General features: G+C 63.7%; 25 protein-coding genes. 14 read left to right on the top strand and 11 right to left on the bottom strand.

Annotated elements, in window-relative coordinates; translation table 11 throughout:
- Positions 1–10: 10 nt before the first annotated feature.
- From DOM56_RS16035 to DOM56_RS16025, 3 genes are read left to right on the top strand one after another with little or no spacing between them, the layout of a single operon-like run.
- The gene (locus DOM56_RS16035; protein WP_110710071.1) at positions 11–889 is read left to right on the top strand and encodes a rhomboid family intramembrane serine protease; all 879 of its coding nucleotides are present in this window, start codon (positions 11–13) and stop codon (positions 887–889) included.
- Positions 889–1,155, top strand: a complete 267-nt coding sequence (locus DOM56_RS16030; protein WP_110600888.1) for a DUF1315 family protein — start codon at positions 889–891, stop codon at positions 1,153–1,155. The genes DOM56_RS16035 and DOM56_RS16030 overlap by 1 nt, the downstream gene beginning before the upstream one ends.
- On the top strand, positions 1,143–2,042 hold the full coding sequence (locus DOM56_RS16025) for a DUF2797 domain-containing protein (RefSeq protein WP_110710070.1): 900 nt from the start codon (positions 1,143–1,145) through the stop codon (positions 2,040–2,042). The genes DOM56_RS16030 and DOM56_RS16025 overlap by 13 nt, the downstream gene beginning before the upstream one ends.
- 10 nt (positions 2,043–2,052) lie before the next feature.
- Here DOM56_RS16025 and DOM56_RS16020 read toward each other — a convergent pair whose 3' ends face one another.
- Positions 2,053–3,540, bottom strand: a complete 1,488-nt coding sequence (locus tag DOM56_RS16020) for a RimK family protein (protein ID WP_110600890.1) — start codon at positions 3,538–3,540, stop codon at positions 2,053–2,055.
- A 247-nt stretch (positions 3,541–3,787) separates the two neighbouring features.
- Between DOM56_RS16020 and DOM56_RS16015 the strand changes: the two genes are divergently transcribed.
- Together DOM56_RS16015 and DOM56_RS16010 are read left to right on the top strand one after the other, a co-directional pair.
- Complete coding sequence (locus DOM56_RS16015; protein WP_110710069.1) at positions 3,788–4,273, top strand: N-acetyltransferase; 486 nt, start codon at positions 3,788–3,790, stop codon at positions 4,271–4,273.
- Positions 4,274–4,318: 45 nt separating this feature from the next.
- Positions 4,319–4,804 (top strand): YajQ family cyclic di-GMP-binding protein, encoded by a 486-nt coding sequence (locus tag DOM56_RS16010; protein WP_110710068.1) that lies wholly within the window; start codon positions 4,319–4,321, stop codon positions 4,802–4,804.
- Between the two features lie 37 nt (positions 4,805–4,841).
- Here the strand turns inward: DOM56_RS16010 and DOM56_RS16005 are convergent, their stop codons facing one another.
- Positions 4,842–5,648: a class III extradiol ring-cleavage dioxygenase gene (locus DOM56_RS16005; protein ID WP_110710067.1), complete on the bottom strand. Its 807-nt coding sequence runs from the start codon at positions 5,646–5,648 to the stop codon at positions 4,842–4,844.
- 215 nt (positions 5,649–5,863) lie between these two features.
- Between DOM56_RS16005 and DOM56_RS16000 the strand changes: the two genes are divergently transcribed.
- From DOM56_RS16000 to DOM56_RS15990, 3 genes are all read left to right on the top strand, one after another.
- Positions 5,864–6,274, top strand: a complete 411-nt coding sequence (locus DOM56_RS16000) for a YbaN family protein (RefSeq protein WP_348627124.1) — start codon at positions 5,864–5,866, stop codon at positions 6,272–6,274.
- A gap of 183 nt (positions 6,275–6,457) precedes the next feature.
- On the top strand, positions 6,458–9,109 hold the full coding sequence (pepN, locus tag DOM56_RS15995) for an aminopeptidase N (protein WP_110710065.1): 2,652 nt from the start codon (positions 6,458–6,460) through the stop codon (positions 9,107–9,109).
- An 88-nt stretch (positions 9,110–9,197) separates the two neighbouring features.
- On the top strand, positions 9,198–10,397 hold the full coding sequence (locus DOM56_RS15990) for an MFS transporter (RefSeq protein ID WP_110710064.1): 1,200 nt from the start codon (positions 9,198–9,200) through the stop codon (positions 10,395–10,397).
- Positions 10,398–10,466: 69 nt separating this feature from the next.
- On the opposite strand, the gene aldA is transcribed toward DOM56_RS15990, so the two are convergent.
- The 3 genes from aldA to nfo all read right to left on the bottom strand — a co-directional run bounded on the left by aldA (position 10,467) and on the right by nfo (position 13,276).
- On the bottom strand, positions 10,467–11,942 hold the full coding sequence (gene aldA, locus DOM56_RS15985) for an aldehyde dehydrogenase (protein WP_110710063.1): 1,476 nt from the start codon (positions 11,940–11,942) through the stop codon (positions 10,467–10,469).
- A gap of 176 nt (positions 11,943–12,118) precedes the next feature.
- Positions 12,119–12,406, bottom strand: a complete 288-nt coding sequence (locus DOM56_RS15980; protein WP_110710062.1) for a hypothetical protein — start codon at positions 12,404–12,406, stop codon at positions 12,119–12,121.
- Positions 12,407–12,427: 21 nt separating this feature from the next.
- Positions 12,428–13,276, bottom strand: a complete 849-nt coding sequence (gene nfo, locus DOM56_RS15975; RefSeq protein WP_110710061.1) for a deoxyribonuclease IV — start codon at positions 13,274–13,276, stop codon at positions 12,428–12,430.
- Positions 13,277–13,463: 187 nt separating this feature from the next.
- On the opposite strand from nfo, the gene DOM56_RS15970 reads away from it, so the two are divergent.
- Positions 13,464–15,014 (top strand): methyl-accepting chemotaxis protein, encoded by a 1,551-nt coding sequence (locus DOM56_RS15970; protein ID WP_110710060.1) that lies wholly within the window; start codon positions 13,464–13,466, stop codon positions 15,012–15,014.
- 5 nt (positions 15,015–15,019) lie between these two features.
- Here the strand turns inward: DOM56_RS15970 and DOM56_RS15965 are convergent, their stop codons facing one another.
- Positions 15,020–15,628: a hypothetical protein gene (locus DOM56_RS15965; RefSeq protein WP_110710059.1), complete on the bottom strand. Its 609-nt coding sequence runs from the start codon at positions 15,626–15,628 to the stop codon at positions 15,020–15,022.
- 229 nt (positions 15,629–15,857) lie between these two features.
- Here DOM56_RS15965 and DOM56_RS15960 point away from each other — a divergent pair, with 229 nt between their 5' ends.
- Both DOM56_RS15960 and DOM56_RS15955 read left to right on the top strand, forming a co-directional pair.
- Complete coding sequence (locus DOM56_RS15960; RefSeq protein ID WP_110710058.1) at positions 15,858–16,061, top strand: putative motility protein; 204 nt, start codon at positions 15,858–15,860, stop codon at positions 16,059–16,061.
- A gap of 507 nt (positions 16,062–16,568) precedes the next feature.
- The gene (locus DOM56_RS15955; RefSeq protein ID WP_110710057.1) at positions 16,569–16,895 is read left to right on the top strand and encodes a DUF1127 domain-containing protein; all 327 of its coding nucleotides are present in this window, start codon (positions 16,569–16,571) and stop codon (positions 16,893–16,895) included.
- An 80-nt stretch (positions 16,896–16,975) separates the two neighbouring features.
- Here the strand turns inward: DOM56_RS15955 and DOM56_RS15950 are convergent, their stop codons facing one another.
- The 4 genes from DOM56_RS15950 to DOM56_RS15935 form a co-directional block, all read right to left on the bottom strand.
- Positions 16,976–17,773 carry an HpcH/HpaI aldolase/citrate lyase family protein gene (locus tag DOM56_RS15950; protein WP_110710056.1) on the bottom strand — a complete coding sequence of 266 codons (798 nt, stop codon included), beginning with the start codon at positions 17,771–17,773 and terminating at the stop codon, positions 16,976–16,978.
- A 101-nt stretch (positions 17,774–17,874) separates the two neighbouring features.
- Positions 17,875–18,852 (bottom strand): tripartite tricarboxylate transporter substrate binding protein, encoded by a 978-nt coding sequence (locus DOM56_RS15945; RefSeq protein ID WP_110710055.1) that lies wholly within the window; start codon positions 18,850–18,852, stop codon positions 17,875–17,877.
- Between the two features lie 192 nt (positions 18,853–19,044).
- Positions 19,045–19,560: an invasion associated locus B family protein gene (locus DOM56_RS15940; RefSeq protein WP_110710054.1), complete on the bottom strand. Its 516-nt coding sequence runs from the start codon at positions 19,558–19,560 to the stop codon at positions 19,045–19,047.
- A 135-nt stretch (positions 19,561–19,695) separates the two neighbouring features.
- Positions 19,696–20,181, bottom strand: coding sequence for an Lrp/AsnC family transcriptional regulator (locus DOM56_RS15935; RefSeq protein WP_110710053.1), 486 nt, complete (start codon positions 20,179–20,181; stop codon positions 19,696–19,698).
- A 255-nt stretch (positions 20,182–20,436) separates the two neighbouring features.
- On the opposite strand from DOM56_RS15935, the gene DOM56_RS15930 reads away from it, so the two are divergent.
- Positions 20,437–22,140: a 2-isopropylmalate synthase gene (locus DOM56_RS15930; RefSeq protein ID WP_110710052.1), complete on the top strand. Its 1,704-nt coding sequence runs from the start codon at positions 20,437–20,439 to the stop codon at positions 22,138–22,140.
- 94 nt (positions 22,141–22,234) lie between these two features.
- Here the strand turns inward: DOM56_RS15930 and DOM56_RS15925 are convergent, their stop codons facing one another.
- Positions 22,235–23,083, bottom strand: coding sequence for a formate/nitrite transporter family protein (locus DOM56_RS15925; protein ID WP_110710051.1), 849 nt, complete (start codon positions 23,081–23,083; stop codon positions 22,235–22,237).
- Positions 23,084–23,235: 152 nt separating this feature from the next.
- On the opposite strand from DOM56_RS15925, the gene DOM56_RS15920 reads away from it, so the two are divergent.
- The gene (locus DOM56_RS15920) at positions 23,236–23,910 is read left to right on the top strand and encodes an MgtC/SapB family protein (RefSeq protein WP_232822336.1); all 675 of its coding nucleotides are present in this window, start codon (positions 23,236–23,238) and stop codon (positions 23,908–23,910) included.
- A gap of 69 nt (positions 23,911–23,979) precedes the next feature.
- The gene (locus DOM56_RS15915) at positions 23,980–25,167 is read left to right on the top strand and encodes a multidrug effflux MFS transporter (RefSeq protein WP_110710049.1); all 1,188 of its coding nucleotides are present in this window, start codon (positions 23,980–23,982) and stop codon (positions 25,165–25,167) included.
- Positions 25,168–25,216 lie beyond the last annotated feature (49 nt).

Raw genomic sequence — 25,216 nt, 5'->3', positions numbered from 1 at the left:
GACCTTTCCCATGTACAAGTTACTCGAACTGCCCGGCGATCTGGATACGCGTCCGCTTCGACAAGCGATGTGGGCGAACCATATCGGCCATCGCTTCACCCAGGAGGCCGATCGGCAGGTGTTGTGGCTGGCGAATCCCGAGCAGCGGGACGAGGCGGCACGGCTGATCGAGCTTTGGCATCGTGGCGAGCTGGAGACGTCGGCTGCCCAGTCGGCGCCTCGCCGGCGTCCCAGCATCACCGGCCAGGCCTTCGGCCAGGCGCCGCTCGCGGCAGGGCTGATTGCGGTCTGCGTGGCGGTCTTCCTCTGCATGACGTTTGCCGGCGATGCCATCGTCCGTGCTTTCACCATCGTGCCTCTCGAAGTGATAGGGCAGCGGCTGGTGCCCGGCGATCTCGTCTCCGACACCCTGGCCGGGGGCCAGGTATGGCGGCTGTTCACGCCGGCGCTGCTGCACTTCGGCTGGATGCACCTGATCTTCAACATGCTGTGGGTGTGGTACTTCGGCCGTCAGGTAGAGTCGCTCCAGGGCTGGCGCCGACTGGGTGTCATCGTCGTCGTGGCCGCGCTGTTCTCGAATCTGGCCCAGTATTTCACCGGCACCGTGCTGTTCGGGGGAATGTCCGGCGTCGACTATGCGCTGCTCGGCTATGTCTGGCTGATGTCCCGGCGCCGCCCCGAAAGCGGCCTCTTCGTGCCTCAGATGCTGATGGTCTTCATGCTGGGCTGGATGGTCTTTACCATGACCGGGCTGGGCGATGCCTTCGGCTTCGGCAACGTTGCCAACGAGGCGCATCTGGGAGGATTGCTGATCGGGTTGATCATGGGCTGGTTCGCCAGCCGCAATGCACCGGGAGGCGCCGGCCACGACGCCTCGGGAGACAGGTAATGAGCGAGATGAATTTCGACCGCATGGTCGCGCAGATGACGCCGGAGATGTACCAGAACTTCAAACAGGCCATCGAGCGCCGCAAGTGGCCGGACGGCCGCCGGCTGAGCGCCGAACAGACCGAGCTGTGCATGGAGGCCGTGATCAAGTACGAGATGATCCACGACGTTCCCGCGGAGCAGCGCGTCGGCTATCTGGAGCGCAACGAGTGCGCCTCCGGCAGCCACTCTTCCGCCGAGGAAGCCGCGGTCAAATGGATCAACTGATCCCGCTGACAGCCGGTGACGAAAGCCTCCCGGGAGAAGACCGGCAAGATCGGGCCCGTGGCCAGTTGCGCAAGCTCGATATCCGGCTGCCGGTGTCGGGGCGCCCGGCGGAGTACACGCTGCGGGCCGGCGACCAGCGCGTGGGGCTCAACGCCTGGCTGGGCCGGCGCGTCGAGCTGCGTCACACCGGCGAGATTCACTGCATCGAGTGCGGCCGGGCCACGCGCAAGAGCTTCGGCCAGGGGCACTGCTACCCCTGTTTCTCGTCGCTGGCGCATTGCGATCTCTGCATGATGCGTCCGGAGACCTGTCACTATTTCCAGGGTACCTGCCGCGATCCCGCCTGGGGGGAGCGTCACTGCTTTCGCCCGCATACCGTCTACCTGGCCAACGCCTCCGGACTCAAGGTCGGCATCACGCGTGGCACCAACATGCCGACACGCTGGCTCGACCAGGGAGCGATTCAGGCACTGCCGATTCTCGACGTGGAGACCCGTCAGCAGTCCGGTTTCGTCGAGACGCTGTTCAAGGCGCAGGTTTCCGATCGCACCAACTGGCGGGCGATGCTCAAGGGCGAGGTCGACCCGCTCGATCTGGTTGCCGAGCGCGGTCGGCTGCTGGCGTCGCTGGAGCCCGGGCTGGCAGAACTGCGTCGACGGTTCGGTCACGACGCGATCCAGACGGTCGATGACGTGGCACCGCTGTCGATCGACTACCCGGTGCTCGAGTGGCCGCGCAAGATCGTGTCGTTCAATTTCGACAAGACGCCCCGGATCGAGGGCACCCTGATGGGGCTCAAGGGCCAGTACCTGATCCTCGACACCGGCGTCGTCAACCTGCGCAAGTTCGTCGGCTACCAGGTGGCCGTGAGCGCCGGGGCGGCCTGAACCGGGAGCGTCAGCGCGGCTTGTGCTCGAGCTGGCGCTCCATGCGGTTCAGGAACACCGTCATCACCCGTTCGTAGAGTTTATCCTTCAGCACCACGTCCTCCACGCCCGCGTCCAGGTTGGGGTTGTCGTTGACCTCGATGACCACGACACGGTCGCCGATCTGCTTGAGGTCGACCCCGTAGAGACCATTGCCGATCAGCTTGGTCGCCCGCAACGCGGCCTTGACCACCGGTGGCGGCACTTCGGACAGGTCGTGGGTGGTGAAGCCCCCGCTGCGCGTCTTGCCGCTGGAGTGGTCGTAGATCTGCCAGTGGCCGCGGGCCATGTAGTAGCGGCTGGCGAACAGCATCTGGCCGTCGAGCACGCCGATGCGCCAGTCGAAGTCGGTGGGCAGCCACTCCTGAAGCAGCAGCAGGGCGGAGGATTCGAACAGCTTGGGGGCCTCCGCGACCAGCTCCTCCCGCGATCGAATCTTGACCACGCCCTTGGAAAAAGCGCCGTCTGGCACCTTCAACACCAGCGGATACTCCAGGTGGGCCAGCTTCTCGTCGAGCCGCTCCATGTCGCCGCGATAGAGCAGTTGGCCGCGAGGCGCGGGGATCTTGTGGGTGCCCAGCAACTCGTGGAGAAAAATCTTGTTGGTGCAGCGCAGGATCGACTGCGGGTCGTCGATCACCACCAGCCCCTCGTGTTCGGCCTTCTTGGCCATGCGGTAGGTGTGGTGGTCCAGCCGGGTCGTCTCGCGGATGAACAGGGCGTCGAATTCGGCCAGCCGACCGGCATCGCGATGGGTGATCAGGTTGACGTCGATTCCCAGCCGCCGGCCGGCGCGGATGAAACGCTTGATGGCTCCCCGGTTGCTGGGCGGCAACGCTTCCTGCGGGTCGACCAGGATCGCCAGGTCGAAACGGTAGCGACGACGGGCGCGCGGTGTGCGCCAGACCCGGGTCGAGTGGCGGTTCAGCGCCGTCGCGAACAGATCCTCCTCGCCGGACTGCAGCGCGGTCAGTGCCAGGGGCTTGAGCCTCGCCAGTCGCCAGACGTTCTGGCGTTTCTCGAAACGGGCTTCCAGCAATGGATGGGGCAGGCGCTCGAACAGCCTTCGAGCCAGGCGCTGCAGCTCGGGCTCGCGACATTCACCGAAGAACACGCGCAGGGTGAAGGTATCGCCCGCCAGCGCACCGCGCTTGTCCAGTTCCATCAACAAGGGGTCGATGGCGGCCAGCTGCATGTCGATCAGGGCCTTGCGCGACAGCTGGTTGAGGGTTTCCACGCTGGGCAGGACGCGCTGATCGCGGGCCTGGGCCAGCAACGACACGTAATAACCGGTTTCCAGATAATCGAGGTTGGCACACAGGTTGATGACATGGGTGGCATCGTCCGCTGCCACCGAGCCGTCCAGTGCCAGGAAGGCGTCGGCGCTGATCAGGTCCTCGGAAGGGTAGTAGGGTTGCCAGTCGGCAAGGCGGTCGACGACGATACGCAGGCGTGACATGAAATCGGTGGCTCCTTTTCCCGCCATCTCCCGATGGGAGGCGGCGGAGATCGATACGGCAGGCGTCGAGGCTGCGGGGGGAACAGCATGCGACGACGGGAAGGCGGCGACAAGTCGTTGTCGGCGTGAAATAATTTCAGCATCGCCGGTACGTTGAAGGTCCCTCCGAGGGCCTGCCGGTGCGGTTTCAGGGCGATGAAGACCTGAAGACACTGAAATTCTAGATGAATCTGATGAGAGCGCACGCATGCTCCGCACGCTTCGTCGCGGCTTACCCGCCGATTGCGACGCCTTGTACCAACTGGAAGAGCGCTGCTTCGACAGTGACCGCTTCAGCCGGCGCCAACTGGCGCACCTGTTGACCCGTGCCAATGCCGTCAACCTGCTGGCGGTGTCAGAGGATCAATGTGTCGTCGGCTACGGCACGCTGCTGTTTCGTCGTAACAGCACCACGGCGAGGCTCTACTCCTTCTGCGTCGATCCCGCCGCACGCGGCACCGGGCTGGGGCGGGAGCTGCTTCAGGCGCTGGAGGAGGCGGCGCTGGCGCGCGGCAGCCAACGTTTACTGCTCGAGGTGCGTGCCGACAACCGTGTCGCGATGGGGCTCTATCGCCGGATGGGGTTCATCGCCCATCGCTGGCTGGACGACTACTATGCCGATGGCTGTGCCGCCTGGCAGATGGACAAGCGACTCGACGTTTCCGAGACGCCCGACGCGGCGTCAGCCGACTGACCCTCGCCGCAGCCGCGGTGGATTTTTTGACTGAGGACTATTCCCATGCCGTCTTTCGATATCGTCTCCGAATTCGATCGTCATGAAGCGACCAACGCCGTCGACCAGGCGAACCGCGAGATACAGACCCGCTTCGACTTCCGCGGCGTCGATGCCAGCTTTTCGCTGGAGGGCGAGACCGTGTCACTCGAGGCGGATGCCGAGTTCCAGCTTCAGCAGATGATCGACGTGCTGCGCAACAAGTTGATCGCTCGTGGTATCGACCCGCGCTGCATGGAGATCGAGGACGCACAGACCTCCGGCGTCAAGGCGCGCCAGCAGGTCAAGCTCAAGCAGGGCCTGGAACAGCCCGATGCCAAGGCGATCGTCAAGCTGCTCAAGGAGTCGAAGCTCAAGGTGCAGTCCGCGATCCAGGGCGACAAGGTCCGGGTGACCGGCAAGAAGCGCGACGATCTGCAGCAGGCGATCGCGTTGCTCAAGGGCGAAGAGGGCCCCGACCTGCCGCTGCAGTACGACAACTTCCGGGATTGATGCTGCCGGTCGCCCGGGACGCCCCTGGCTCCACTCGCTAAGCGGCGGCGATGTCGAGCCGCCCCGGCAGCTCCTCGCTGCCCAGCGCCAGCATGCTCAGATTGCCGAACATGAAGCTCTCGTGAAGTGTCCGAAGCGGTCGGCCCTCCATGGCACCCACACACATCAGCAACGGCAGGAAGTGCTCGGGCGTCGGGTGCGCGTAGCGGGCGTTCGGCGCATCCCGCCACGCTCTCATCGCGTCGAGGTCGCCACGTGCGGCGACGTCGATGGCCCAGTCGTGAAACTGCCGTGCCCAGGTATCCGGCGCATCGTGGATGACGTGCCGGGCGCCGAGATTGTGGGTGGCGGCACCGGAGCCGATCAGCATCACGCCGTTGGTTGCGGCCCATCGGCCCAATGCCGCCGCTATCTGGAGCTGGGTTGCGGTATCGGCCGCCATGGGCACGCTGACCGGTATCAGCGGCACGTCGGCGTCCGGCCACAGCAGCGAGAGCGGTGACCAGATACCATGATCCAGCGGCCTGGCGTGGTCCAGGCGAGCGTCGATACCTGACACGGCGAGGTCCTCGCTCAGTTGCCGTGCCATTGTCGGTGCTCCGGCGGCGGGATATCGCAGCCGGTAGAGTAGGGCGGGGAAGCCGTGGAAGTCGTGCCAGGTAGCGGGTTTCTCGGCACTGCCCAGAACCAGCCCCGGCGCTTCGAAGTGCGCCGAGATCACCAGCGCTGCCGAGGGCTTGGGCAACCGCTCGCCGAGGTCGGCCAGGAAGGCGCGGGCCGGATGGTCGGTCAGGCTGAGGTCCGGGGAGCCGTGGGAGAGATAGAGCACCTGGCGCGTCGTCATGGGTGTCGCTTCCGGGAAAATGAGTATTACCGACAGCCTACGCCGAAGACCGGGCCACACTAGCCGTCTCCAGGCGAACGGACGGTTTCGCTATCGTCAACATTGGCGTTTTCCATCGACGGAGATTGGAGGGCGGGGAGGAGGCTGGTTTACACTACCTGACCAAGCGTCCTCTTCGGGCGGCGCCTCGATCCATCGCAGTGGGGATGTCCGGCATGCGTAATGCCATCTATGTCACCTTGGCCGCCATCAGCTTCGCGCTGGGCGTGATCGGTCTGTTCCTGCCGGTGATGCCGACCACCTGTTTCATGCTGGCGGCTGTTTGGCTGGCGTCGCGAGGCTCGCCGCGATTTGCCAACTGGATTCGCAATCATCCGCGCTTCGGCCCGCCGATCCAGTCGTGGGAGCGCGAGCGTGCCATACCCAAGCACGCCAAGATCATGGCAGTGATCATGCTCGGCGTGTCGTGCCTGATCATCGCTTTCACCGTCTCCCTCTGGCCACTCAAGGTGGGCCTGATCCTGGGTCTGGCGGGGCTGGCGCTCTGGATCGTGACGCGGCCCCTGCCGAGTCTGCAGTGCCCGGTGCGTGGGGTGTGGTCGGAAGAGGCTCCCGAGCGCCGCTGAACCCGGGGCCGATAATCGCGGCTCTCCTCCCGGCTGTCGTCCCGCCCGGCTTCTCCGGGCGTCATCCTGATTCGATATCGTTCCGGTCACGCGGGTAGAATGGTGCTCGATCGTCGGTCGTCGGGTCCGTTTTCCAATTCGACCCGCCGTCGCGACCTGCCCACTTCCACAAGGAGCGTTGCCATGTCTGGGATGCAAGCGACCTATCTCAAGGACTATCTGCCGCCGGCGTACCGCGTCACCCATACCGAGCTCACCTTCGATCTCGCGCCGGCCGCCACCCGGGTCAAGGCGCGCTTGCATATGGAACGCCATCCCGATCGCGAGCCCGGTGACGCTGAAACCAGCCTGCCGCTGGAACTGGCTGGGAGCGAGCTCAAGCTGATCCGTATCGCCGTCGACGGCCAGACGCTGGAGCCGGGGGAGTTCGAGGTCGGCGACGGCAAGCTCACCGTCGCGACCGTGCCGGAGCGCTTCCTGCTCGATACCGAGGTCGAGATCGACCCCGATGCCAATACCGCGCTGGAGGGGCTGTATCGCTCCAATGGCATGTTCTGCACCCAGTGCGAGCCGGAAGGATTCCGTCGGATCACCTACTATCCCGATCGGCCGGACGTGATGGCGACCTTCTCGACCACGGTGATCGGCGATCGCGAGTCGCTGCCGGTGCTGCTCTCCAACGGCAATCCGGTGGAAAAGGGCGAGTTGCCCAACAATCGCCACTTCGTGACCTGGGAGGACCCGCACCCCAAGCCGAGCTATCTGTTCGCGCTGGTCGCCGGCAGCCTGGAGAAGGTCGAGGATCACTACACCACCGCGAGCGGCCGCGAGGTGCTGCTGCAGATCTGGGTCGAGCCGGAGAATCTCGACAAGACCGAGCACGCCATGGCCTCGCTCAAGCGTTCGATGCAGTGGGACGAAGAGACCTATGGTCGCGAGTACGATCTCGACCGCTTCATGATCGTTGCCGTCAACGACTTCAACATGGGCGCGATGGAGAACAAGGGGCTCAACATCTTCAACTCGGCGGCGGTGCTGACCCACCCGCAGACCGCCAACGATGCGACCTTCCAGCGCGTGGAGGGGATCGTCGCCCATGAATACTTCCACAACTGGTCGGGTAACCGGGTCACCTGCCGCGACTGGTTTCAGCTCTCGCTGAAGGAAGGCTTCACCGTCTTCCGTGACCAGACCTTCTCCGCCGACGTCAATTCGGCCCCGGTCAAGCGGATCGAGGACGTCTCGTTCTTCCGCACCGCCCAGTTCGCCGAGGACGCCGGGCCCACCGCCCATCCCGTCCGTCCCGATCATTACATCGAGATCTCCAACTTCTACACCCTGACCATCTACGAGAAGGGCGCGGAACTGGTGCGCATGCTGCGCCACCTGCTGGGGTGGGAGGATTTTCGTCGCGGCAGCGATCTCTACTTCGCACGCTTCGATGGCCAGGCGGTGACGATCGAGGACTTCGTCGCCTGCATGGCGGAAGTGTCCGGGCTCGACCTCGAACAGTTCCTGCGCTGGTACTCGCAGGCAGGGACGCCGGAGGTCGACGCCCATGGCGAGTACGATTACGCCACCGGCGAATACCGTCTGCGCCTGTCGCAGCGTACCCCGGCGACGCCGGGACAGACCGACAAGTTGCCGCTGCACATTCCGGTTCGCATGGGCCTGGTGGGGACCAAGTCCGGGCACGACCTGACCTTGACGCTGGACGGTGAAAAGCGTGGCAAGGACGCGGTCATTCATCTGCGCGAAGCCGAGCAGACCTTCGTCTTCACCGACGTCGAAGAGGCGCCGGTGCCGTCGCTGCTGCGCGGATTCTCGGCGCCGGTGAAGTTGCGCTATCCCTACTCGCGCGAGGAACTGGCGTTCCTGCTGACCCACGACTCCGACGGTTTCAATCGCTGGGATGCCGGTCAGCGCCTGACCATGCTGGCGCTGGACGACCTCATCGCCGCGCACCGCAACGGCGTCGAGAAGGTGATGGACGTGCGCCTGGTCGAGGCGTATCGCAGCCTGCTCAATGAGCCCGGCGACGACAAGGCGGTGCTGGCGGAGATGCTGACGCTACCGTCGGAGGCGTACATCGCCGAACAGCAGCCGGTGGTCGATGTCGATGCCATCCATGCCGCGCGCGAGTTCGTGCGCCAGTCGCTGGCCTGGCAACTGCGCGACGAGTTTCTCGCCGTCTACCGTGACAACCAGAGTGACGAGCCCTATGCGCCGACGCCGGAGCAGATCGCGAGCCGTCGTCTCAAGAACGTCGCCCTGGCTTACCTGATGAGCATCGAGGACGACGAAGCCATCAGTCTCACCCAGCAGCAACTGGAGCGGGGCGCCAACATGACCGACGTGCGCGCCGCGTTGACGCTGCTGGCGCACAGCGACCGTACCGATCTGGCCGAGCCGGCACTCAAGGCATTCGGCGAGAAGTGGGCGCACGACCCGCTGGTGATGGATCAGTGGTTCACCATCCAGGTCACCCGCCCCCAGCCCGATGTGCTCGAGCGCGTGCGCTTCTTGATGGGGCATCCGCTGTTCTCGATGAAGAACCCCAACAAGGTGCGCGCGCTGATCGGCGCCTTCGCTCAGAACCGGGTCAACTTCCACCGGCTCGATGGCGAGGGCTACAAGCTGTTGGCGGACGTGGTGATCGAGCTCAACCGCCTCAATCCGGAGATCGCGGCGCGCATCATCACCCCATTGACCCGCTGGCAGCGCTTCGACGAAGAGCGCCAGGCGCTGATGAAGGCCGAACTCGAGCGCATTCGTGCCGAGAAGCTCTCGCCCAACGTCTATGAGATGGTCGAGCGCGCCCTGGCGGGTGCCTGATGACCGCTGTCGCCCGGTCGGGCCGGGTCGCACCTGGCGTGCGGCTCGGTGGCCGTGCCGATAGCCGGCCCCGGAGAGTGCTCGACGGATGAGATCGCCCAATCGCCATTTTTTCGTGTCGCTGCTGCTGTCGCGGCTGGCGGACCAGATGCTGCTGTTTCTGGTACCGCTGGTGATCTATCAGTTGACCGGCAGTGTCGCCTGGTCGGGTCTGGCGTTCTTCTTCGAGACCCTGCCACGGTTTCTGGCCTTTCCGCTGTGCGGTCAGCTCTGCGATCGTCACCGCAACGATCGGTTGCTGCGATCCAGCCAGCGCTGGCGCATGGCGACGTGCATTGCAGCGATCCTGGGCTATCTGGCGATGCCCCATGTGGCATGGTTGATCGGCCTGTCGGCGCTGGTCGGCGTATTGTCGACCCAGGGCGTGATGGCGCGAGAGATGCTGTTGGTGCAGGCCTTCGGTGCCACTCGCTACGAGCGGCTCGTCTCCCACGCCCAACTGTTCGACCAGGTGGGGACGGTACTTGGCCCGCTGGTGGCGGCGGCGCTGCTGGCGCGGCTCGAGTGGGAGGCGGTGGTGGTGGTGATCGCGCTCGGTTTCGCGCTCGGCGATCTCGCGATCTGGCGCTGGCAGCGCCTGGCCAGGCCGGAGTTGCCGACGCCGCGGCCGAATGCCGCCAACGGGTATCGGGCGCTGCTGATCGCGGGCCGTCATCTCCGCGTCAGTCCCGCGCTGCCGGCATCGATTGGTCTGGCAATGGCCGTCAATCTACTGCTGGGAACGCTGCTGGCCACGGCGCCCGCCGTGGTCACCGGCGTTCAGAGCCACGGCGAAATCTACTATGGCGTGTTGCAGGCCGGCGGTGCGCTGGCCACGGTGTTGGTATTGCTGTTCACGGCAAGATCGCTGATACCGGCGGACCGGCTGGGGCTGCTGGCCTATGCGACGATGGCGCTAGGCGGGCTGATGGCGAGCGTGACCGCGATCTCGTCGCTCTACGCGCTCGGATTTTTGCTGGTGATCGGTTTCGACAAGATGTTCAGTGTCTCGATTCGCAGCCTGCGCCGTCGGGTGATTCCCTCGGAAGACTTCGGCAAGACGACGGGGTTGGTGGTGATGCTCAACAATCTGACTCAGCCGCTGGGCGGGTTGATCGTGAGCACGACGGCGGGGTTTCTGGCGACGGGCTCGATCCTTCTGGCGGTCGCACTCGTCATGGTTTTCGCCGGGGTATTCATCCTGTGGCGCTACCGTGACCATGTGCTGCCGTCGCTTGGGCAGTGCTAGCAGAGCGATAGCCGGTAACGAGTACGGGCCGCCACTGGCGGCCCGTTAGCGGGAAAGTCGGTGCTTCGATCAGGAATAGTGCACATACATCGTCTTGCTCTTGACGTACGCTTCCAGCCCGTACTTGCCGTCTTCGCCGCCGAGACCGCTGTTGCGATACCCCTTGTGGAAGCCCTGGACGGATTCGCCGGCACCGCGGTTGACGTAGATCTCGCCGAAGTCGAGCTCACGGGTCAGCGCCATCAGGTGCTTGACGTTCTGGGTGAACACATAGGCGGATAGGCCGTACTCCGAGGCGTTGGCGTACGCCATCGCCTGTTCGAAGTCGTCGACCTTCATGATCGGCGCCACCGGACCGAAGATCTCCTCCTTCATGATATCCATGTCGTTGTCGACGTCGGTCAGTATCGTCGGCGCGTAGTAGTTGCCCTTGTCGTAGTCGCCACCGGTCAGCCGCTTGCCGCCGGTCAACAGTTGCGCGCCCTGGCTCTGGGCGTGCTCGACCATCTCGTGGATCTTGTCGAGCTCCCCGGCGTTGATCTTGGGTCCCATGTCGACGTCCTCGTCGGTCAGCGGGTTGCCCACCTTGAGCGCCTCGACGCGCTGCTTGAAGCGCTCCAGGAAGCGATCGTAGATACCGGACTGGACATACATGCGCTCGTTACAGGTGCAGACCTGGCCGCAGTTGTTGTAGCGCGAGGCGATGGCGGCATCGACCGCCGGATCGAGATCGGCGTCGTCGAGCACGATGAACGGTGCCTTGCCGCCCAGCTCGAGACGCACGATCTTGAGATGCTCGGCAGCGGCCTTGTTGATCTCGCGACCGCCGCTCACGCTGCCGGTCATGCTGACCAATTGGGTGATCGGGCTGGTGATCAAGTGATTGCCGATGTCACGGCCGCGACCGTTGACCAGGTTGACGACGCCATCGGGAATGCCGGCCTGGCGCGCCAGCTCGACGATCTCCAGCGCGGTCAGCGGCGTCTCTTCCGAGGGTTTGAGCACGATGGTGTTGCCCGCGGCCAGTGCCGGGCCGAGCTTGCGACCGATCAGCGCGGCGGGGAAGTTCCAGGCGGTGATGCCGACCACGACGCCATGCGGCACCTTCTGGATCCAGATCTGTTCGTCCGGGTCGTCCGCCGGGATGATGTCGCCCTCGAGCCGGCGGGTGTTTTCCGCCGCGAAGCGGATCAGGTCGCAGCACATGCCGACGTCCGCATCGGCTTCCGAGAGCGGCTTGCCTTGCTCGGTGGTGATCAGCCGGGCCAGGCGGTCCCGGTTGTCCTGGATCAGATCCACCAGCTTGTAGAGATGATCGGCGCGCTCGACGGCAGTCTTGCGTGACCAGGCGGGGAAGGCGTCCTGCGCTGCCTGAAGCGCCTGGTCGGCCAGCTTTTCATCGGCCAGTCGGGCCCGTGCAATGACCTCGCCGGTGGCGGGATTGAGGACGTCCAGCAACTCGCCGTCACCGGTGAGCCATTGGCCACCAATGAACTGGTTGTAGACGTCGACGCCGTTCTGCTGCGCTTTGAGTGACTGACTCATCCTGATGTCTCCTTGTCTGACGTGACGACAGAACCTGTCATCAATCGGTCACCAATCAATGTGACCTTGCGACCTCAAGGTGGTAGACGAAAGAGGGTATGACAAGGAGGTCACGGGGGCCCAGGAGGAATAGGCATGTCTTCCCGCCGATTGTTGCAATCGGGAAGAGACCCGACTCAGCGAATCAACCAGCTTAGTATCAGCAGCCCCAGCAGCAGCCACACGATGCCGCCGGCGATACCGCCGCGCACCAGCGAGCGGAGGCCGTTGATCAGCAGCAGCACGCCAATCACCAGGACGGCGATGCTGAAGATCGAATCGCTGATGCCCAGGGAACCGGTCAAGCCTTCGACGAAGCCGTCGATGGCCTGCCAGAGCCCGCCGAAGATGCCGTGCAGCCCGTTGATCACGGCGCGAATCACGTTGCCGATCGCCTCGCCGAGCCAGTTGAAGAATCCATCCATGGTGAGGTCTGTCCTGAAAAGTTAATCGGCGTGCTGCTGATCGCGCAGCCACTGGATCTCGTCCGGCCAGATCGCCGGCTCGACGGTTTCCAGTATCAGCGGTATGTCATCGGTGCGGGGGTCGCGCATCAACGCGGTGAATCCCGCCAGGCCGATATTACCCTTGCCGAGGCTGTGGTGACGGTCGACCCGACTGGCGAACTCGCTCTTGGCATCGTTGAGGTGCATGCCGCGAAGAAATCGAGCGCCAACCACGCGCTCGAACTCGTCGAGCATTGCAATGGCGTCCGCCTCGGTACGCAGGTCGTAGCCGGCGGCGAAGGCGTGACAGGTATCGATGCAGGCACCCACGCGGGACTTGTCGTCGACCTGTTCGATGATCTCGGCCAATTGCTCGAACCGGAAACCGAGATTCGAACCCTGGCCGGCAGTATTTTCGATCACCGCGACCACCGAGTGGGTCGCCGCATGGGTCTCGTTGATCGACTCCGCGATCCGCGCCAGGCAGTCGCGCTCGCTGATCTTGTTGAGATGGCTGCCAGGATGGAAGTTGAGCAGCGTCAGCCCCAGTTGCTCACAGCGCTGACACTCGTCGAGAAACGCCGCGCGGGATTTGGCCAGCCCCTCCGGTTCGGGGTGGCCCAGATTGATCAGGTAGCTGTCATGGGGAAGTATCTGACCCGGGCCAAAACCCTGCTCGCGACAGGCGGTCTTGAATGCCTCGATCGTACGCTCTTCCAGGGGCTTGGCTTTCCACTGGCGCTGATTCTTGGTGAACAGCGCAAAAGCGTTGGCGCCGATCTCGGTGGCGCGACTCACGGCCTGATCGACACCGCCCGCGGCGCTGACGTGGGCTCCGATGGTTTTCATGAGGTCATCCAATCCTTGGGCTGGCGCTCGCAGTGTAGCAGCCGCGCCATGGCGGTGTCCTGAGGCGGGAGGGGTGGCAAGGCGGGAGTGAAGAGTCGCTGCGCGATGCCGATAACTGTTCTGATCGGCATGCCTGCCGACGCCCGGTGGATTCACCGGCCCCGACAACAAGATCGTGAGAGACGCCATGGATTCATCGTTTTCGTCCAGGGACCTGCTGACCGGTGTCTACGTTCGCGCCAATCGCCTGATGGCGCTGCTGCTGGTCGTTCTCGGTGTCACGACACTAGGAATGGCCGCCGTGCACGGTCTGTGGTGGCCCGCCCTCGTGGTGGGATTGCCGGCCAGTATCATACCCATCGTGATGATCCGGTGCTGGCCGACTGCGCTGACGACGCGGCTTTGCGTGGCGACGGCGTTCATGGTCCATGCGGGGCTGCAGATTCACCTGCTGCTGGGGATGATCGAGGGGCACTTCGTCATCTTCGTGCTGCTGTCGATCCTGCTGGCGTATCGCGACTGGCGAGTGCTCGCCTGCGGCGCGGGGGTGATAGCGGGTCACCACCTGCTGTTCTGCTACCTGCAACATCAGGGTTGGGACATCTATGTGATGCCGCAATCGCACATGATGGCCTATCTGCCGATGGTCCTGATCCACGCCGCCTACGTGGTCGTCCAGACGGTGGTGCTGGGGTTCCTGGCGCGCCAGATGGCACGCGACGCCATCAGCGCCGAGGAGCTGAGCCGTCTCAGCAGGCACATCGGGCGCCGTGAAGGCATCTTCGATCTCGGGTTCGACGATACGACGATGCGCAGCCACGTCGGTGGGGAGTTCAAGCGCACGATGCAGGTCGTGCGCGCGACGCTCGGGCGCGTGAAGACGACGCTTGTCGAGGTCGCGGCGGTATCCACCACGATCAATCACGGCAACGACGAGCTCGCTGATCGCAATCGCCGGCAGGAGACGGCGCTGGTCCGCACCCAGGGTAAACTCGAGGCGATCGGCGGCTCCGTGCAGGAAAACAGCGACCATGCCCGACGCGCCAGTATGCTGGCCAGCGAAGCCGGCGACGTGGCGGACGAGGGCCAGCGGATGGTTAACGCATTGACGGGGGCCATGCATCAGCTGCGCGAAAGCTCGAACAGGATCACCGAAATCACCGATCTGATCGACAGCATTGCCTTTCAGACCAATATCCTGGCGCTCAATGCTGCCGTGGAGGCGGCGCGCGCAGGGGAAAGCGGGCGTGGCTTTGCGGTCGTCGCCGGCGAAGTGCAGGCGCTGGCGAATCGCAGCGCCGAAGCGTCCCGCGATATCAGGGCGCTGATCGGCGAATCTCGGCAGCAAGTCGTGAACGGTACCGCCAGGGCGGAAGACGTCGCGCGTACCATGACCGACATGCATGGCCGGACGAACGACGTCGCCCGGTTGATCGACGGAATCAGTCAGGCCTGTTGCCGTCAGAGCGACGATATCGGCGAGGTCAACGCCGATCTGCGTGGGATCGCCCAGGACACCGAGGAGAACGGATCCCTGGTCGAGAGCGTCTCGCACGCCTCCGAGAGACTGCGTCAGCAATCCTCTCTGCTGGATGAAGCGGTCTCATCCTTCGACCTGGGGAAGACGATCGGGGCGGAAGCATCATCGCCATCGAACCGATCTTTGGCGGGAGCGGGCACCCGGGGGAAACAAGCGCTTCCCCAGGTGACCGGCCGCGCGCCGGCGACAGCGGGATAGCCCGATTATCCTCCGGTGAACGACAGCCCGTCACTGATCGCGCGTAACCGCTTCATGGCCTCGTCGCTGGAGAACGGCGGCTGGCGAGGCGGATCGTAAACCTCGCCGTTGGTTCCCTGCACGATCAGGTCGATGGCGTAGCAGGTGTCGTTGACCACGGCGCGATAGCCTTCGGCGTTCTGGAAGTGGCTCATGCCGGCGTCTCCGAGGGTGAAGCCGGTAAACGCCTCTCCCGCCAGGTTGGTCTTCGAGGGCATTGCCTGAGCATTGACGGGCAGGCTCAGGCAGTTGGCCACGGCCTTGGCGTCGCGGCTTGCGCCCAAGCGCCACAGGGCGGTCGCCACGTCGTCGGATTCGGGGAGTTTCAGCAGGATCAGGCGATCGCCGGGGGCATCGTCCGACAGTTGCCAGCCGCCGTTGTCGAAATAGTTGGAGACCTCGCCATCGACGCGTATCAGCGAGGCGTCGTATCGCACCTCGAGCGGGTAATTCGCCGCTTGGAAGGTCTCCCTGGCAGCGTCGGTATCCTGATTCGAAACGTCACGCTGCTGGCAGGCGCTCAAGGCAACGCCGGCACAGAGGGTGAGGGCGAGGGTCAACGAGAGTCTGGGCATCGATATATCCTTCGGACGGTAAACGCTTGACCGGGTTGGAATTGCGCGATCAAGCGTAGCCGATAGCGTGGTGATTTTCTCCACAGGAGAGCCTGGCTGCGGCTCCTGCTCGCATCGGATGGCTAAAGTCGGTGGGGCGTCGCGCCGATAGACCGATGGATGGACCGAAAGATCGAGAAACCGAGAGTGCCATGGAAGCGTGGCCTCTCTTCGGATCGAGGAGTTTGTGATGGATACTGCAGTCAATGCCGCCGTCGGTACGGAGCTGGCGCTACAGAACTTCAATCAGGACCAGCAAGCGCAGAATAGTCTGTTGAAGCAGTCGCTGGATGGGCAGGCATCACACATCGCGCAGTTGATGTCCTCGGTGGCGCCGTCGCCGGAGCTGGCATCCTCTGGCAGTGTGGGAACACAAATCAACACCTATGCCTGAAGCCTTCGCTCGACGTGCGCTGTGCTGCGCGCGCCGAGCGTTTTGGGTCTTGCCGAACCGCACGTTGTCGGTCGATCCCGGCTCTCCAGACCTCATCCCCAGGCGTGACCGCGGCGCCCTCGCTTTTCTGGCCTCGAGTTTTCATCCCAGCGGGCTCGAAGAACTTCTCCCTATTTCGGTTTTTCCGGTTGACGTCGGCAGATACCTCGTTTTTAATCGAAATGATCGAAGGGAATAAGATTATTGCTTTCGGTAATTCGATAACGAATGACGTTATCGAAACGCTTCCATTAATTTTCGGAAATCGTGATGAATTCCCATCGCCTGGCCTGGTCAACGTTCTCCAATATCGCGTTTCTGCGCGATATGCGAGCACGTTGTCGGTCGCGCGCCCTGGATTGAAATTCATCATCGGCCGCGACACCCATCGCGGCCGAAAGACGACGAAAGTCCCCGCCTTTTTACTGCGATTCGTGTCCGGCCTCCGCCAGTCTGGAGATCGGAGACATGAAGTTTTCAAGCATTTTCAAAGCATTGTTGCAACGCCTCGCCGCGAGCCGTCAATATCGGCACGACTTGAAGGCCTTGAGTGGGTTGAACGACCACATGCTCAAGGATATCGGTCTGCGCCGATTCGAGAACGAGATCGTTTCGGCCTTCCCGACCTTTGACGAAAAAGCGAAGATGAAGGATCGCGTTCTCGGCGACATTGAGCGTGCTGCAGGGCAGCGAAAGGCGGCGGACATTACGCGGGCAGTGGAAGCAATGCCGGGCGTCGAGTCCCTTGCGAACAAGACCGTGATATGTCGGTATTGCGGAGAACGAGTGGCTTAGCCAAGCCCCGGTCACAGGATGTGGCCGGGGCTTTTTCGATGATTCGCTTGTCGTCGGCAACCACTATCCAGGGCGGGGGCTCAGTAGCCGAGACTCGATTTCGGCCGAGGGATATCGGACTTGTAGCGCGAAATCGTCTCGATGGCAGCCTGGTGCAGCAGGCTGATATCGATACCCACGGCGATAAAGTCGAACCCCCATTGCGCATACCGTTTGGCATCCGCCTCGGCGGGCGCCAGGATGCCGGCGGCCTTGCCGGCGGCGTGGGTGGCCTCGAGGGTACGACGGATCATCGCCTGCACGTCGGGATGGTTCGGATTGCCGGCATGGCCGACCCCGGTGGAGAGGTCCACGGGGCCGACGAAAACGGCATCGACGCCTTCGGTTTTCGCTATCGCTTCGGCGTTGTCGACGCCGGTTCGCGACTCCACCTGGACTATCAGGCAAAGTTCCTCATGGGCTCGGGCCAGGTAATTCTCGACGCCGTCCCACCGGGTAGCACGGGTCAGACCGCCACCGACGCCCCGAAAACCGTGCGGCGGGTAACGGGTCGCGGCGACCAGTCTGGCGGCCTGCTCGGCCGTATCGACCATCGGGATCATCAACGTCTGGGCACCAATGTCGAGCAACTGTTTGATCAGGGCAGGGTCGTGGTTGACGGTACGCACGACCGGTGCGCTGGGATAGGGCGCCACGGCCTGCAGCTGCGACAGGATGGACGGGACCGTATTGGGCGCGTGTTCACCATCGATCAACAGCCAGTCGAATCCGGTGGTGGCGAGAATCTCGGTGGCGTAGCCGGTACCGAAGCCGGCCCAGCAGCCATAGCGCGTATTACCGTCGAGCGAGCGTCGGAACGGATTCTGCGGCAGCTCCATGCAGGTGACCTCTTGAGTAGCTGAGACGAGAAATGACGACGAGCCGGTATCGTCACGACGCCGGCCCGATCGGTTATCGAGTGCAGGGTATCGGGCACCGTCTAATGGGTCAGACCCATCTCGCCCATGATCTTGCCAAATTTCTGGTCATCCTCCGCCATCAGCTGCTCGAAGCCATCGGCGTCTCGCCACACCACGCCATAACCCTGCCTGGCCATGAAGCTCTGATAGGCATCGCTGTCGTAGGCTTTCTTCAGCGCATCCTCGAGCGTGGCCACGACATCTTCACTCATCCCCTTGGGACCGACGATGCCACGCCATGCGCCCAGCGTGAAATCACTGCCGATCTGTTCCTCGAAGGTCGGCACATCGGGAAAGCCTTCCAGTCTTTCCGGTGTCATGACACCGAGGCTTCGGAGCTCGCCGGCATCGATCATCGATCTCGCCTCGGGAAGCGACGAGGCGACCACGTCGATGCTGCCGGAGGCCAGCTCTGTCATGGCCGGTGCGGAGCCCTGGCTGGGGATCCAGGTGATCTTGCCGGCGGCGATGCCCTGATCCATCAGGAAGCCGTTGAGCGCGACGTGCCAGATACCGCCCAGGCCGGTACCCGATGCGGTATAGGTACCCTTGGGGTTATCTTTGACCTGGGTCACGAACGCTTCGAGATTGTCGAACGGAGAGTCCTCGGCGACCGAAAGGCTGGCGGAGTCGAAGTTGATCTGGGCGATGGGGGTGAAGTCCTGATAGGTGAGGTCGGTCAGCCCTTGCCAATGCATCATCGCGACCTCGACGGTGGCCAGGCCCAGGGTGTAGCCATCCGGCCGGGCGTTGGCGATCGCGGTGTGACCGACCACGCCGCTGCCCCCGGTCCGGTTGACCACGTTGATCGTCTGCCCGAGCTGCTCTTCCAGCGACGAGGCGATGATGCGAGCCGTGGCGTCGGTGCCGCCGCCGGCCGCCCAGGGGACGATCAGGGTAATCGGCTTTTCGGGATACTCCGCCCATGCCAGTGGCGAGGCCAGTAAGGCGGCGAACAGCAGCGGAGTGAGATGGCGGGACGTGCTTGATCGACTCATTGTGACCTCGCTAGACGGGTTCTGTTATCGATAAGATGCACTTTGCATGCAAAGTCTTAACCGGCCGCCACTGTCTCCACAATTGCGCAATCGTCTAATGAGGGGCCGCACGCGACCGGCATCCGGCGGTGCGCCGCCGGGATCGACCCGCCGACGCGGCCCCGGGCATCTCGGGCGCGTGGGCTGGGGACTTTACTGCGGGGCGATGCGCTGGCTGGCGCTGGTGAAGCCCATCAGCGAAAGGTCCATGTCGAGCCGCTTGCCGTCGGGAGCGATGGCGCTGACCGTGGCCTTGTTGCCGCCGCGCAGCTGGGCGAGCAACTGCGGCGACAGCGCCAGATTGGCACGGCAGCCTTGCTGCAGGCAGACCTGGTAGGGCATGCCCACCGGCTCGTTGGCGTCCACCTGCAGCTGGATACCCGGCGCCAGGCGCACGCCCAGCGGCAGCAGGAAGACCATGACCGGACCGTCGGCCTGGGCCGGATGACCGACCATGGCACGCATCAGCGGTTCGTTGCTGTCGGGGTTGCTGACCATCTGGCTCATCACGCAGCTCTGGCGCTCACCGCCCTTGGGGCAGCCCACTTCCCAGGACTGGAACTGCTGGGTATCGACCTGCGGTGCGCTCGACTGCTGAGCCTGCGCCGGCGTCAGGATGGCGGCGGCCAGGGGCAGCAGCGAGGCGAGCAGGGTACGGCGAAAAGACATGGCATTATCCTATGTAGTGATCGGTCACGCGTTGTCATGCATGAGTATGGTCCAATTCGTAAGTCGGGTGAGCCGACAGTCGATAAATTCCATCACGCCCGGCGTAGAGATGGCCAGTCAGTGCCGGATATACGGTCAGGGCGCCACCGGCACGCCGCGATTCTCGAACACCGGGCGCAGCACGAAGTTGGAGTGGACGCCGGAGACGCCCTCGATCGGCGTGATGTGCTGCAGCAGTAACTGCTGATAGTCATCCATGTCCTCGACCCGGATCTTGAGCTGATAGTCGACCTCCTGGCCGGTGATCATCAGGCACTCCTGCACCTGGGGCAGCGCCGCCACCTGGCGCTCGAAGTTGGCGAAGCGCTCCGGGGTGTGGCGATCCATGGAGATGTGCACCAGCGCCATCAGCCGGTAGCCCAGCTGCCGCGCGTCGACCAGGGCGCGGTAACCGAGGATCAGGCCGCTCTCCTCCAGCGCACGCAGGCGGCGCAGGCAAGGCGAGGGCGAGAGCCCGATGCGCTCGGCCAGTTCCTGGTTGCTGATCCGGCCTTCCTGCTGGATCAGCTCGAGAATGCGCCGGTCGTAGCGATCGAGAGTCAGAGGCTGTGAGGAGTTCATTGGCAATATCTGTCTCTTTTTTGTCTTGATTGGCAGATTATGCCATCCGGCGGCGAGAAAGATCGATCTTCGCAATGTCCTGTCGGCCCAAAAGCCTTACACTGTCTCTGCTGCCACAAGCAGCTTCGGGCCGGTCCCCGCATCCGGGGTCCGGCCCCCGTTTCCGCCGCGATCCGCGGTGGCTCAACAGCGGGGCCCGCCCCAACGGCGCGCCCTACAATTCGTTGGCTCTTTTATCTCGTCAGGATGTTTGCCATGTCTGCCATCGATCATCGCGCCTTTGATCACAGAAAATACCGCCCGGCTCCCCGGGTACCCGCCTTCGACCGCCAGTGGCCGGATCGTGATCTCGATCACGCCCCGATCTGGGTCAGCGAAGACCTGCGCGATGGCAATCAGGCACTACTGGAACCGATGAGCGTCGAGCAGAAGAAGCGGTTCTGGCATCAGATCGTCAAGGTGGGGATCAAGGAAGTCATGGTGGGGTTTCCGTCGGCGAGCCAGCCCGACTACGACTTCGTTCGCTGGTTGATCGAGGATGACCAGATCCCCGATGACGTGACCATTGCCGTACTGGTGCAGTGTCGCGAGCATCTGGTCGAGAAGACCTTCGAGTCGCTGGTCGGTGCCAAGCGCGCCATCGTCCACCTCTATAACTCGACCTCGACCGTGCAGCGCGAGCGGGTGTTCGAGATGGATCGCGATGGTATCGTCGATATCGCGGTGCAGGGGGCGACCTGGGTCAAGACCTATGCCGAGCGCTACCCGGACGTGGAGTGGCGGTTCGAGTACACCCCCGAGAGCTTTTCCAGCACCGAGATCGACTTCTCGCTGCGCATCTGCGAAGCGGTCATGGACGTCTGGCAACCGACCCCGAGTCGCAAGTGCATTCTCAACCTGCCGACCACGGTCGAAGTGGCGGGGCCGCACCATCACGCCGATCAGATCGAGTATTTCTGCCAGCACATCAAGAATCGCGACAGCGTGATCATCTCGATTCATACCCACAACGATCGCGGCGGGGCGGTCGCCTCCGCGGAACTGGCATTGCTGGCCGGTGCCGAGCGCGTGGAGGGTACGCTGCTGGGCAACGGCGAACGTACCGGCAACATGGATATCGTCACGCTGGCGATGAACCTCTACAGCCAGGGGATCGATCCGGAGCTCGACCTGTCGCGGCCGGACGAGATCATCGAAGTGGTCAACGAGTGCACCAACATCCCGATTCACCCCCGCCATCCCTGGGTCGGCGAGATGGTCTACACCGCCTTCTCCGGCAGTCATCAGGATGCGATCCGCAAATCGCTCAAGAAACAGAAACCGGATGAGCCGTGGCAGGTGGCCTATCTGCCGATCGACCCCCATGACATTGGTCGCGACTACCAGGCGGTGATCCGGGTCAACAGCCAGTCCGGCAAGGGTGGCATGGCGTTCCTGCTCGAGCGCGACTACGGCATCAGCCTGCCGCGCTGGATGATGCTGGCGCTGGCGCCTTACGTGCAGCAGGAGAGCGAGAAGCGGGCCAGCGAACTCTCCAGCGAAATCATCCGCCAGGTCATGTTCGACCGGTTCACCAGCGAATCACCGTTGTCGCTGGCCGACTATCGTCTCTCCAAAGGGCAGGACGAAGGCATCGAGGTGACCCTGTGGCAGGGTGCCGAGACGCTGCGTCTCTCCGGCAAGGGCAACGGCGCGATGTCCTCCTTCACCGACGCGTGGCAGAAGCATTCCGGCGTCAGTGTCGGCATCATCGACTACGCCGAGCACTCGCTGGGAGGCGACAGCGAGGCCAACGCCATTGCGTTCGTCCAGCTCAATGTCGACGGGCAGCGCGTTTGCGCCGTCGCCGAGGACAGCGACACCGTCAGTGCTTCGCTCAAGGCGTTGATCGCGGGAATCAACCTGGCATCCACTGCCACCGAGCCCCGAGAGTCCCGCGAGACCGAGCGGGCGACTTGAGCCTTTCGCGACGCCAGCGGTAATGCGAACGGGGCGCCTGTCTGGCGCCCCGTTCGCGTTGTCGTGCTCGATATCGGCGATGATTTGGCAAGTCTCAACGATCGCTATCGCTGCGGATCTGGGCGTGGCTGATCAGGGCGAAGATGAAGGTGCCTCCGACCACATTGCCGAGCAGAGTCGGGAAGCCGAAATGGAAGAGATATTCCGACCAGCCGGCGTGGCCGGAGAAGACCAGGTACATCACCTCGGTGGAGCCGACGATGATATGGGTGAACTCGCCGATCGCGACGAGGTAGGTCACGATCAGGATGACCCAGATCTTGGCGCTTCCCGCGCTGGGCAGCAGCCAGACCATCGTCGCGATCATCCACCCGGCCACGATGCCCTTGGCGAACATCTGCATCGGCGTGTTCTCGAGAATATGTTCGCCCAGGGTCAGAAACGCCTCGTGGGTCTCGAGCGAGAAGATCGGCAGCGCCAGGATGGCCCAGGCGGAGACGGCGACACCGACCAGGTTGCCGATCAGCACCACGCCCCATAGCCGGAGCAGGCACACGAACTTGCCGAGCCGGGGCTGGCTCATCACGGGAAGCACGGCCGTCACGGTATTTTCGGTGAAGAGCTGCTGGCGCGCCAGGATGACGACCAGGAACCCCACCGTATAGCCCAGCGACTCGACCAGGAAGCCGACGTCGTTTTCCGGCAGGTGCGCGCGCAAAAGGCCCTTCGCCAGCATCGAGAAGCTCATCGACAGGCCCGCGGCGATGGCGGACCAGAGCAGCGCCGACACGGTCCGGCTCAACTCCGTTTCTCCCTCCTCCCTGATGGATTCGTGTACGGCGGCGGCGCGTGAGGGCAGTTCCTCGTCGTTGAGCTGAAGGTCGTGTTCTTCCTCGTCTTTTTGCACACGACTGGGCGGGGTGAGATTGTGACGTTTGCTCAAGCGTTCATTCCTTCATGGCTGAAAAGTGGCAAGGCGCGGGTACGGCAAATACCGCCGAGTCTTCTGCGGTGGCCGGTCACAGCCGCTATGCTTGAACGATAGTCGTAAACACGACAGGGAGATAGCCAAGTATGTCGCCGGAATCCTGGACAATGTTGATTCACTTGGGATTGGCCTGGCTGGCGGGAAGCCTGATCGGACTGGAGCGGACCTTTCATGGGCGGCCGGCGGGCTTTCGCACCCATGCGCTGGTCTGCGTGTCGTCGGCCCTGCTGATGATGGTCACGGTCTATCAGTGGCAGTGGCTGGGCACCAACGTTCCGGAAGCGACCGTTCGCACCGATCCCACCCGGATGGCTCAAGGGATCATGACCGGGATCGGGTTCCTGGGCGCCGGCGTGATCTTCAAGGAGGGATTGACGGTCCGGGGATTGACCACGGCCGCCTCGATCTGGGTCACATCCACGTTGGGCATTCTCTATGGCATCGGCTTTCTGTTTCCGGCCGTGGTGGCGACAGTGGTCACCTTGCTGACACTCTCCCTTTTCCGGGTGGTGGAGGGGCGCATGCCCAGTCGGATCTTTGCCCGCTGCATCCTGCGTTTCGACAGCGGTAGCGTGATGTCCGAAACGCAGATCCATGACCTGATGGCGTCTCACCGATTCAGGGTCGAGAGCCTGAGCTACCGGACGCGCGACGATGGCCGGCAGTTCGAGTACCGCCTGATGTTGCGCACGCATGACCGCAAGTACATCCCGCCGCTGGCCGCCGATCTTCGAGAGCATGATCGGCTGCTGGAGTTCCAGCTCTCTCCGACCGGGGATTGATATCGAGAATGGTTGTCATTCCCCCGTCAATCGATAGAGTAGGCGCTCCTGAATGGTGGTGAGGCAGTCATGCAGCAACAAGGACGTCCGGCTTTCTGGATATTGATGGGCGCGGTCATGCTGTCGCCACTGGCGATCGACATCTACCTGCCGGCACTGACCGCGATGGCGGCGGAATTCGAGCGTTCCTACGCGGCGATGCAGTTGACCATCACTCTGTTCTTGATGAGCGTCGGTGTCGGGCAGCTCATGGTCGGCCCGCTGACCGACCGTTTCGGGCGCCGCCCGGTGCTGCTGGGGGGAGCTGCCATCTACATGGTCGCGGCGTTGATCGGTATGTCGGCCGTGTCGATAGAGATGCTCTACGCTTCCCGCGTGCTCCAGGGATTCGGCGCCTGCGCTTCCGTCACGGTGGCCTTTGCGGCGGTACGTGACAGCTATCCTCCCGTCGAGGGCGCCAAGCTCTACAGTTATCTCAACGGTTCGCTGACGCTGGTGCCCTCACTGGCGCCGGTATTGGGCGGGGCCCTGACAGTATGGCTGGGGTGGCGGAGCAACTTTGCCTTCATGACCGGGTTCGCGGGACTGCTGTGGCTGGGAGCCTGCTGGCGATTCGGGGAGACACGGCCCCATGACACGCTGATCGAACGGCGTCTCTATCGCTGGTCGCGCTATCGCCCGGTACTGTTCCACCGGCGGTTTCTCTACTATGCCATTCTCGTCAGCACGATGATGGCCGCCATTCTGGTTTATGTGTCCGCAGCGCCGGTGGTGATGATGGACCGGCTGCGGCAGCCGGAATGGGTCTTCAGCCTCTGGTTCGGTGGCAATGCCCTGGTCAGCACCGTGGCGTTCTTCGTCGTGCCCCGATTGATGGCACGCTGGGGGCGCAGGCCGACCGTGCAGCGGGGACTGGTCGTCGTCGTGAGCGGGGGTGCCCTGATCGCCGGCCTGTACTGGGGGTTGCCGGTTTCCGTACTCACCTTCATGGGCCCCGTGGCGCTGCTGTCGGTGGGATTCTCGATGGTGCTGGGGGCTGCAGCGAGCCTGGCGCTGGAACCGTTCCCTCAGCGGGCGGGGACTGCGGCCGCACTGCTGGGCGCCATTCAACTGGGCGGTGGCGCGTCGCTGGCAACCCTGTTGCTGATCACGCCGCTGGCACCGCAGACGTCGTTGGCACTGATATGTTGTGGTGGCGGTTTGGCGTTGTGGGTGGCCGGAAGAGGATTGGCGGACGCCACCGCCGTCGGCGAGTGACCCGATCGGTGGCGGCGCTTGCCTCGCCGTCGGAAGCGTCGGCGTGGAG

The sequence above is a fragment of the Salinicola sp. CR57 genome (assembly GCF_003206585.1).
GTDB classification, from domain to species: Bacteria; Pseudomonadota; Gammaproteobacteria; order Pseudomonadales; family Halomonadaceae; genus Salinicola; species Salinicola lusitanus.
This window is presented reverse-complemented; position numbering and strand designations above follow the sequence as displayed.

What these genes read in the sequence shown, in the direction of transcription:
- DOM56_RS16035 (WP_110710071.1), top strand. Translation starts at nt 11, where the DNA reads ATGTACAAGTTACTCGAACTGCCCGGCGATCTGGATACGCGTCCGCTT.
- DOM56_RS16030 (WP_110600888.1), top strand. Translation starts at nt 889, where the DNA reads ATGAGCGAGATGAATTTCGACCGCATGGTCGCGCAGATGACGCCGGAG.
- DOM56_RS16025 (WP_110710070.1), top strand. Translation starts at nt 1,143, where the DNA reads ATGGATCAACTGATCCCGCTGACAGCCGGTGACGAAAGCCTCCCGGGA.
- DOM56_RS16020 (WP_110600890.1), bottom strand. Translation starts at nt 3,540, where the DNA reads ATGTCACGCCTGCGTATCGTCGTCGACCGCCTTGCCGACTGGCAACCC.
- DOM56_RS16015 (WP_110710069.1), top strand. Translation starts at nt 3,788, where the DNA reads ATGCTCCGCACGCTTCGTCGCGGCTTACCCGCCGATTGCGACGCCTTG.
- DOM56_RS16010 (WP_110710068.1), top strand. Translation starts at nt 4,319, where the DNA reads ATGCCGTCTTTCGATATCGTCTCCGAATTCGATCGTCATGAAGCGACC.
- DOM56_RS16005 (WP_110710067.1), bottom strand. Translation starts at nt 5,648, where the DNA reads ATGACGACGCGCCAGGTGCTCTATCTCTCCCACGGCTCCCCGGACCTC.
- DOM56_RS16000 (WP_348627124.1), top strand. Translation starts at nt 5,864, where the DNA reads ATGCGTAATGCCATCTATGTCACCTTGGCCGCCATCAGCTTCGCGCTG.
- pepN (WP_110710065.1), top strand. Translation starts at nt 6,458, where the DNA reads ATGTCTGGGATGCAAGCGACCTATCTCAAGGACTATCTGCCGCCGGCG.
- DOM56_RS15990 (WP_110710064.1), top strand. Translation starts at nt 9,198, where the DNA reads ATGAGATCGCCCAATCGCCATTTTTTCGTGTCGCTGCTGCTGTCGCGG.
- aldA (WP_110710063.1), bottom strand. Translation starts at nt 11,942, where the DNA reads ATGAGTCAGTCACTCAAAGCGCAGCAGAACGGCGTCGACGTCTACAAC.
- DOM56_RS15980 (WP_110710062.1), bottom strand. Translation starts at nt 12,406, where the DNA reads ATGGATGGATTCTTCAACTGGCTCGGCGAGGCGATCGGCAACGTGATT.
- nfo (WP_110710061.1), bottom strand. Translation starts at nt 13,276, where the DNA reads ATGAAAACCATCGGAGCCCACGTCAGCGCCGCGGGCGGTGTCGATCAG.
- DOM56_RS15970 (WP_110710060.1), top strand. Translation starts at nt 13,464, where the DNA reads ATGGATTCATCGTTTTCGTCCAGGGACCTGCTGACCGGTGTCTACGTT.
- DOM56_RS15965 (WP_110710059.1), bottom strand. Translation starts at nt 15,628, where the DNA reads ATGCCCAGACTCTCGTTGACCCTCGCCCTCACCCTCTGTGCCGGCGTT.
- DOM56_RS15960 (WP_110710058.1), top strand. Translation starts at nt 15,858, where the DNA reads ATGGATACTGCAGTCAATGCCGCCGTCGGTACGGAGCTGGCGCTACAG.
- DOM56_RS15955 (WP_110710057.1), top strand. Translation starts at nt 16,569, where the DNA reads ATGAAGTTTTCAAGCATTTTCAAAGCATTGTTGCAACGCCTCGCCGCG.
- DOM56_RS15950 (WP_110710056.1), bottom strand. Translation starts at nt 17,773, where the DNA reads ATGGAGCTGCCGCAGAATCCGTTCCGACGCTCGCTCGACGGTAATACG.
- DOM56_RS15945 (WP_110710055.1), bottom strand. Translation starts at nt 18,852, where the DNA reads ATGAGTCGATCAAGCACGTCCCGCCATCTCACTCCGCTGCTGTTCGCC.
- DOM56_RS15940 (WP_110710054.1), bottom strand. Translation starts at nt 19,560, where the DNA reads ATGTCTTTTCGCCGTACCCTGCTCGCCTCGCTGCTGCCCCTGGCCGCC.
- DOM56_RS15935 (WP_110710053.1), bottom strand. Translation starts at nt 20,181, where the DNA reads ATGAACTCCTCACAGCCTCTGACTCTCGATCGCTACGACCGGCGCATT.
- DOM56_RS15930 (WP_110710052.1), top strand. Translation starts at nt 20,437, where the DNA reads ATGTCTGCCATCGATCATCGCGCCTTTGATCACAGAAAATACCGCCCG.
- DOM56_RS15920 (WP_232822336.1), top strand. Translation starts at nt 23,236, where the DNA reads ATGTTGATTCACTTGGGATTGGCCTGGCTGGCGGGAAGCCTGATCGGA.
- DOM56_RS15915 (WP_110710049.1), top strand. Translation starts at nt 23,980, where the DNA reads ATGCAGCAACAAGGACGTCCGGCTTTCTGGATATTGATGGGCGCGGTC.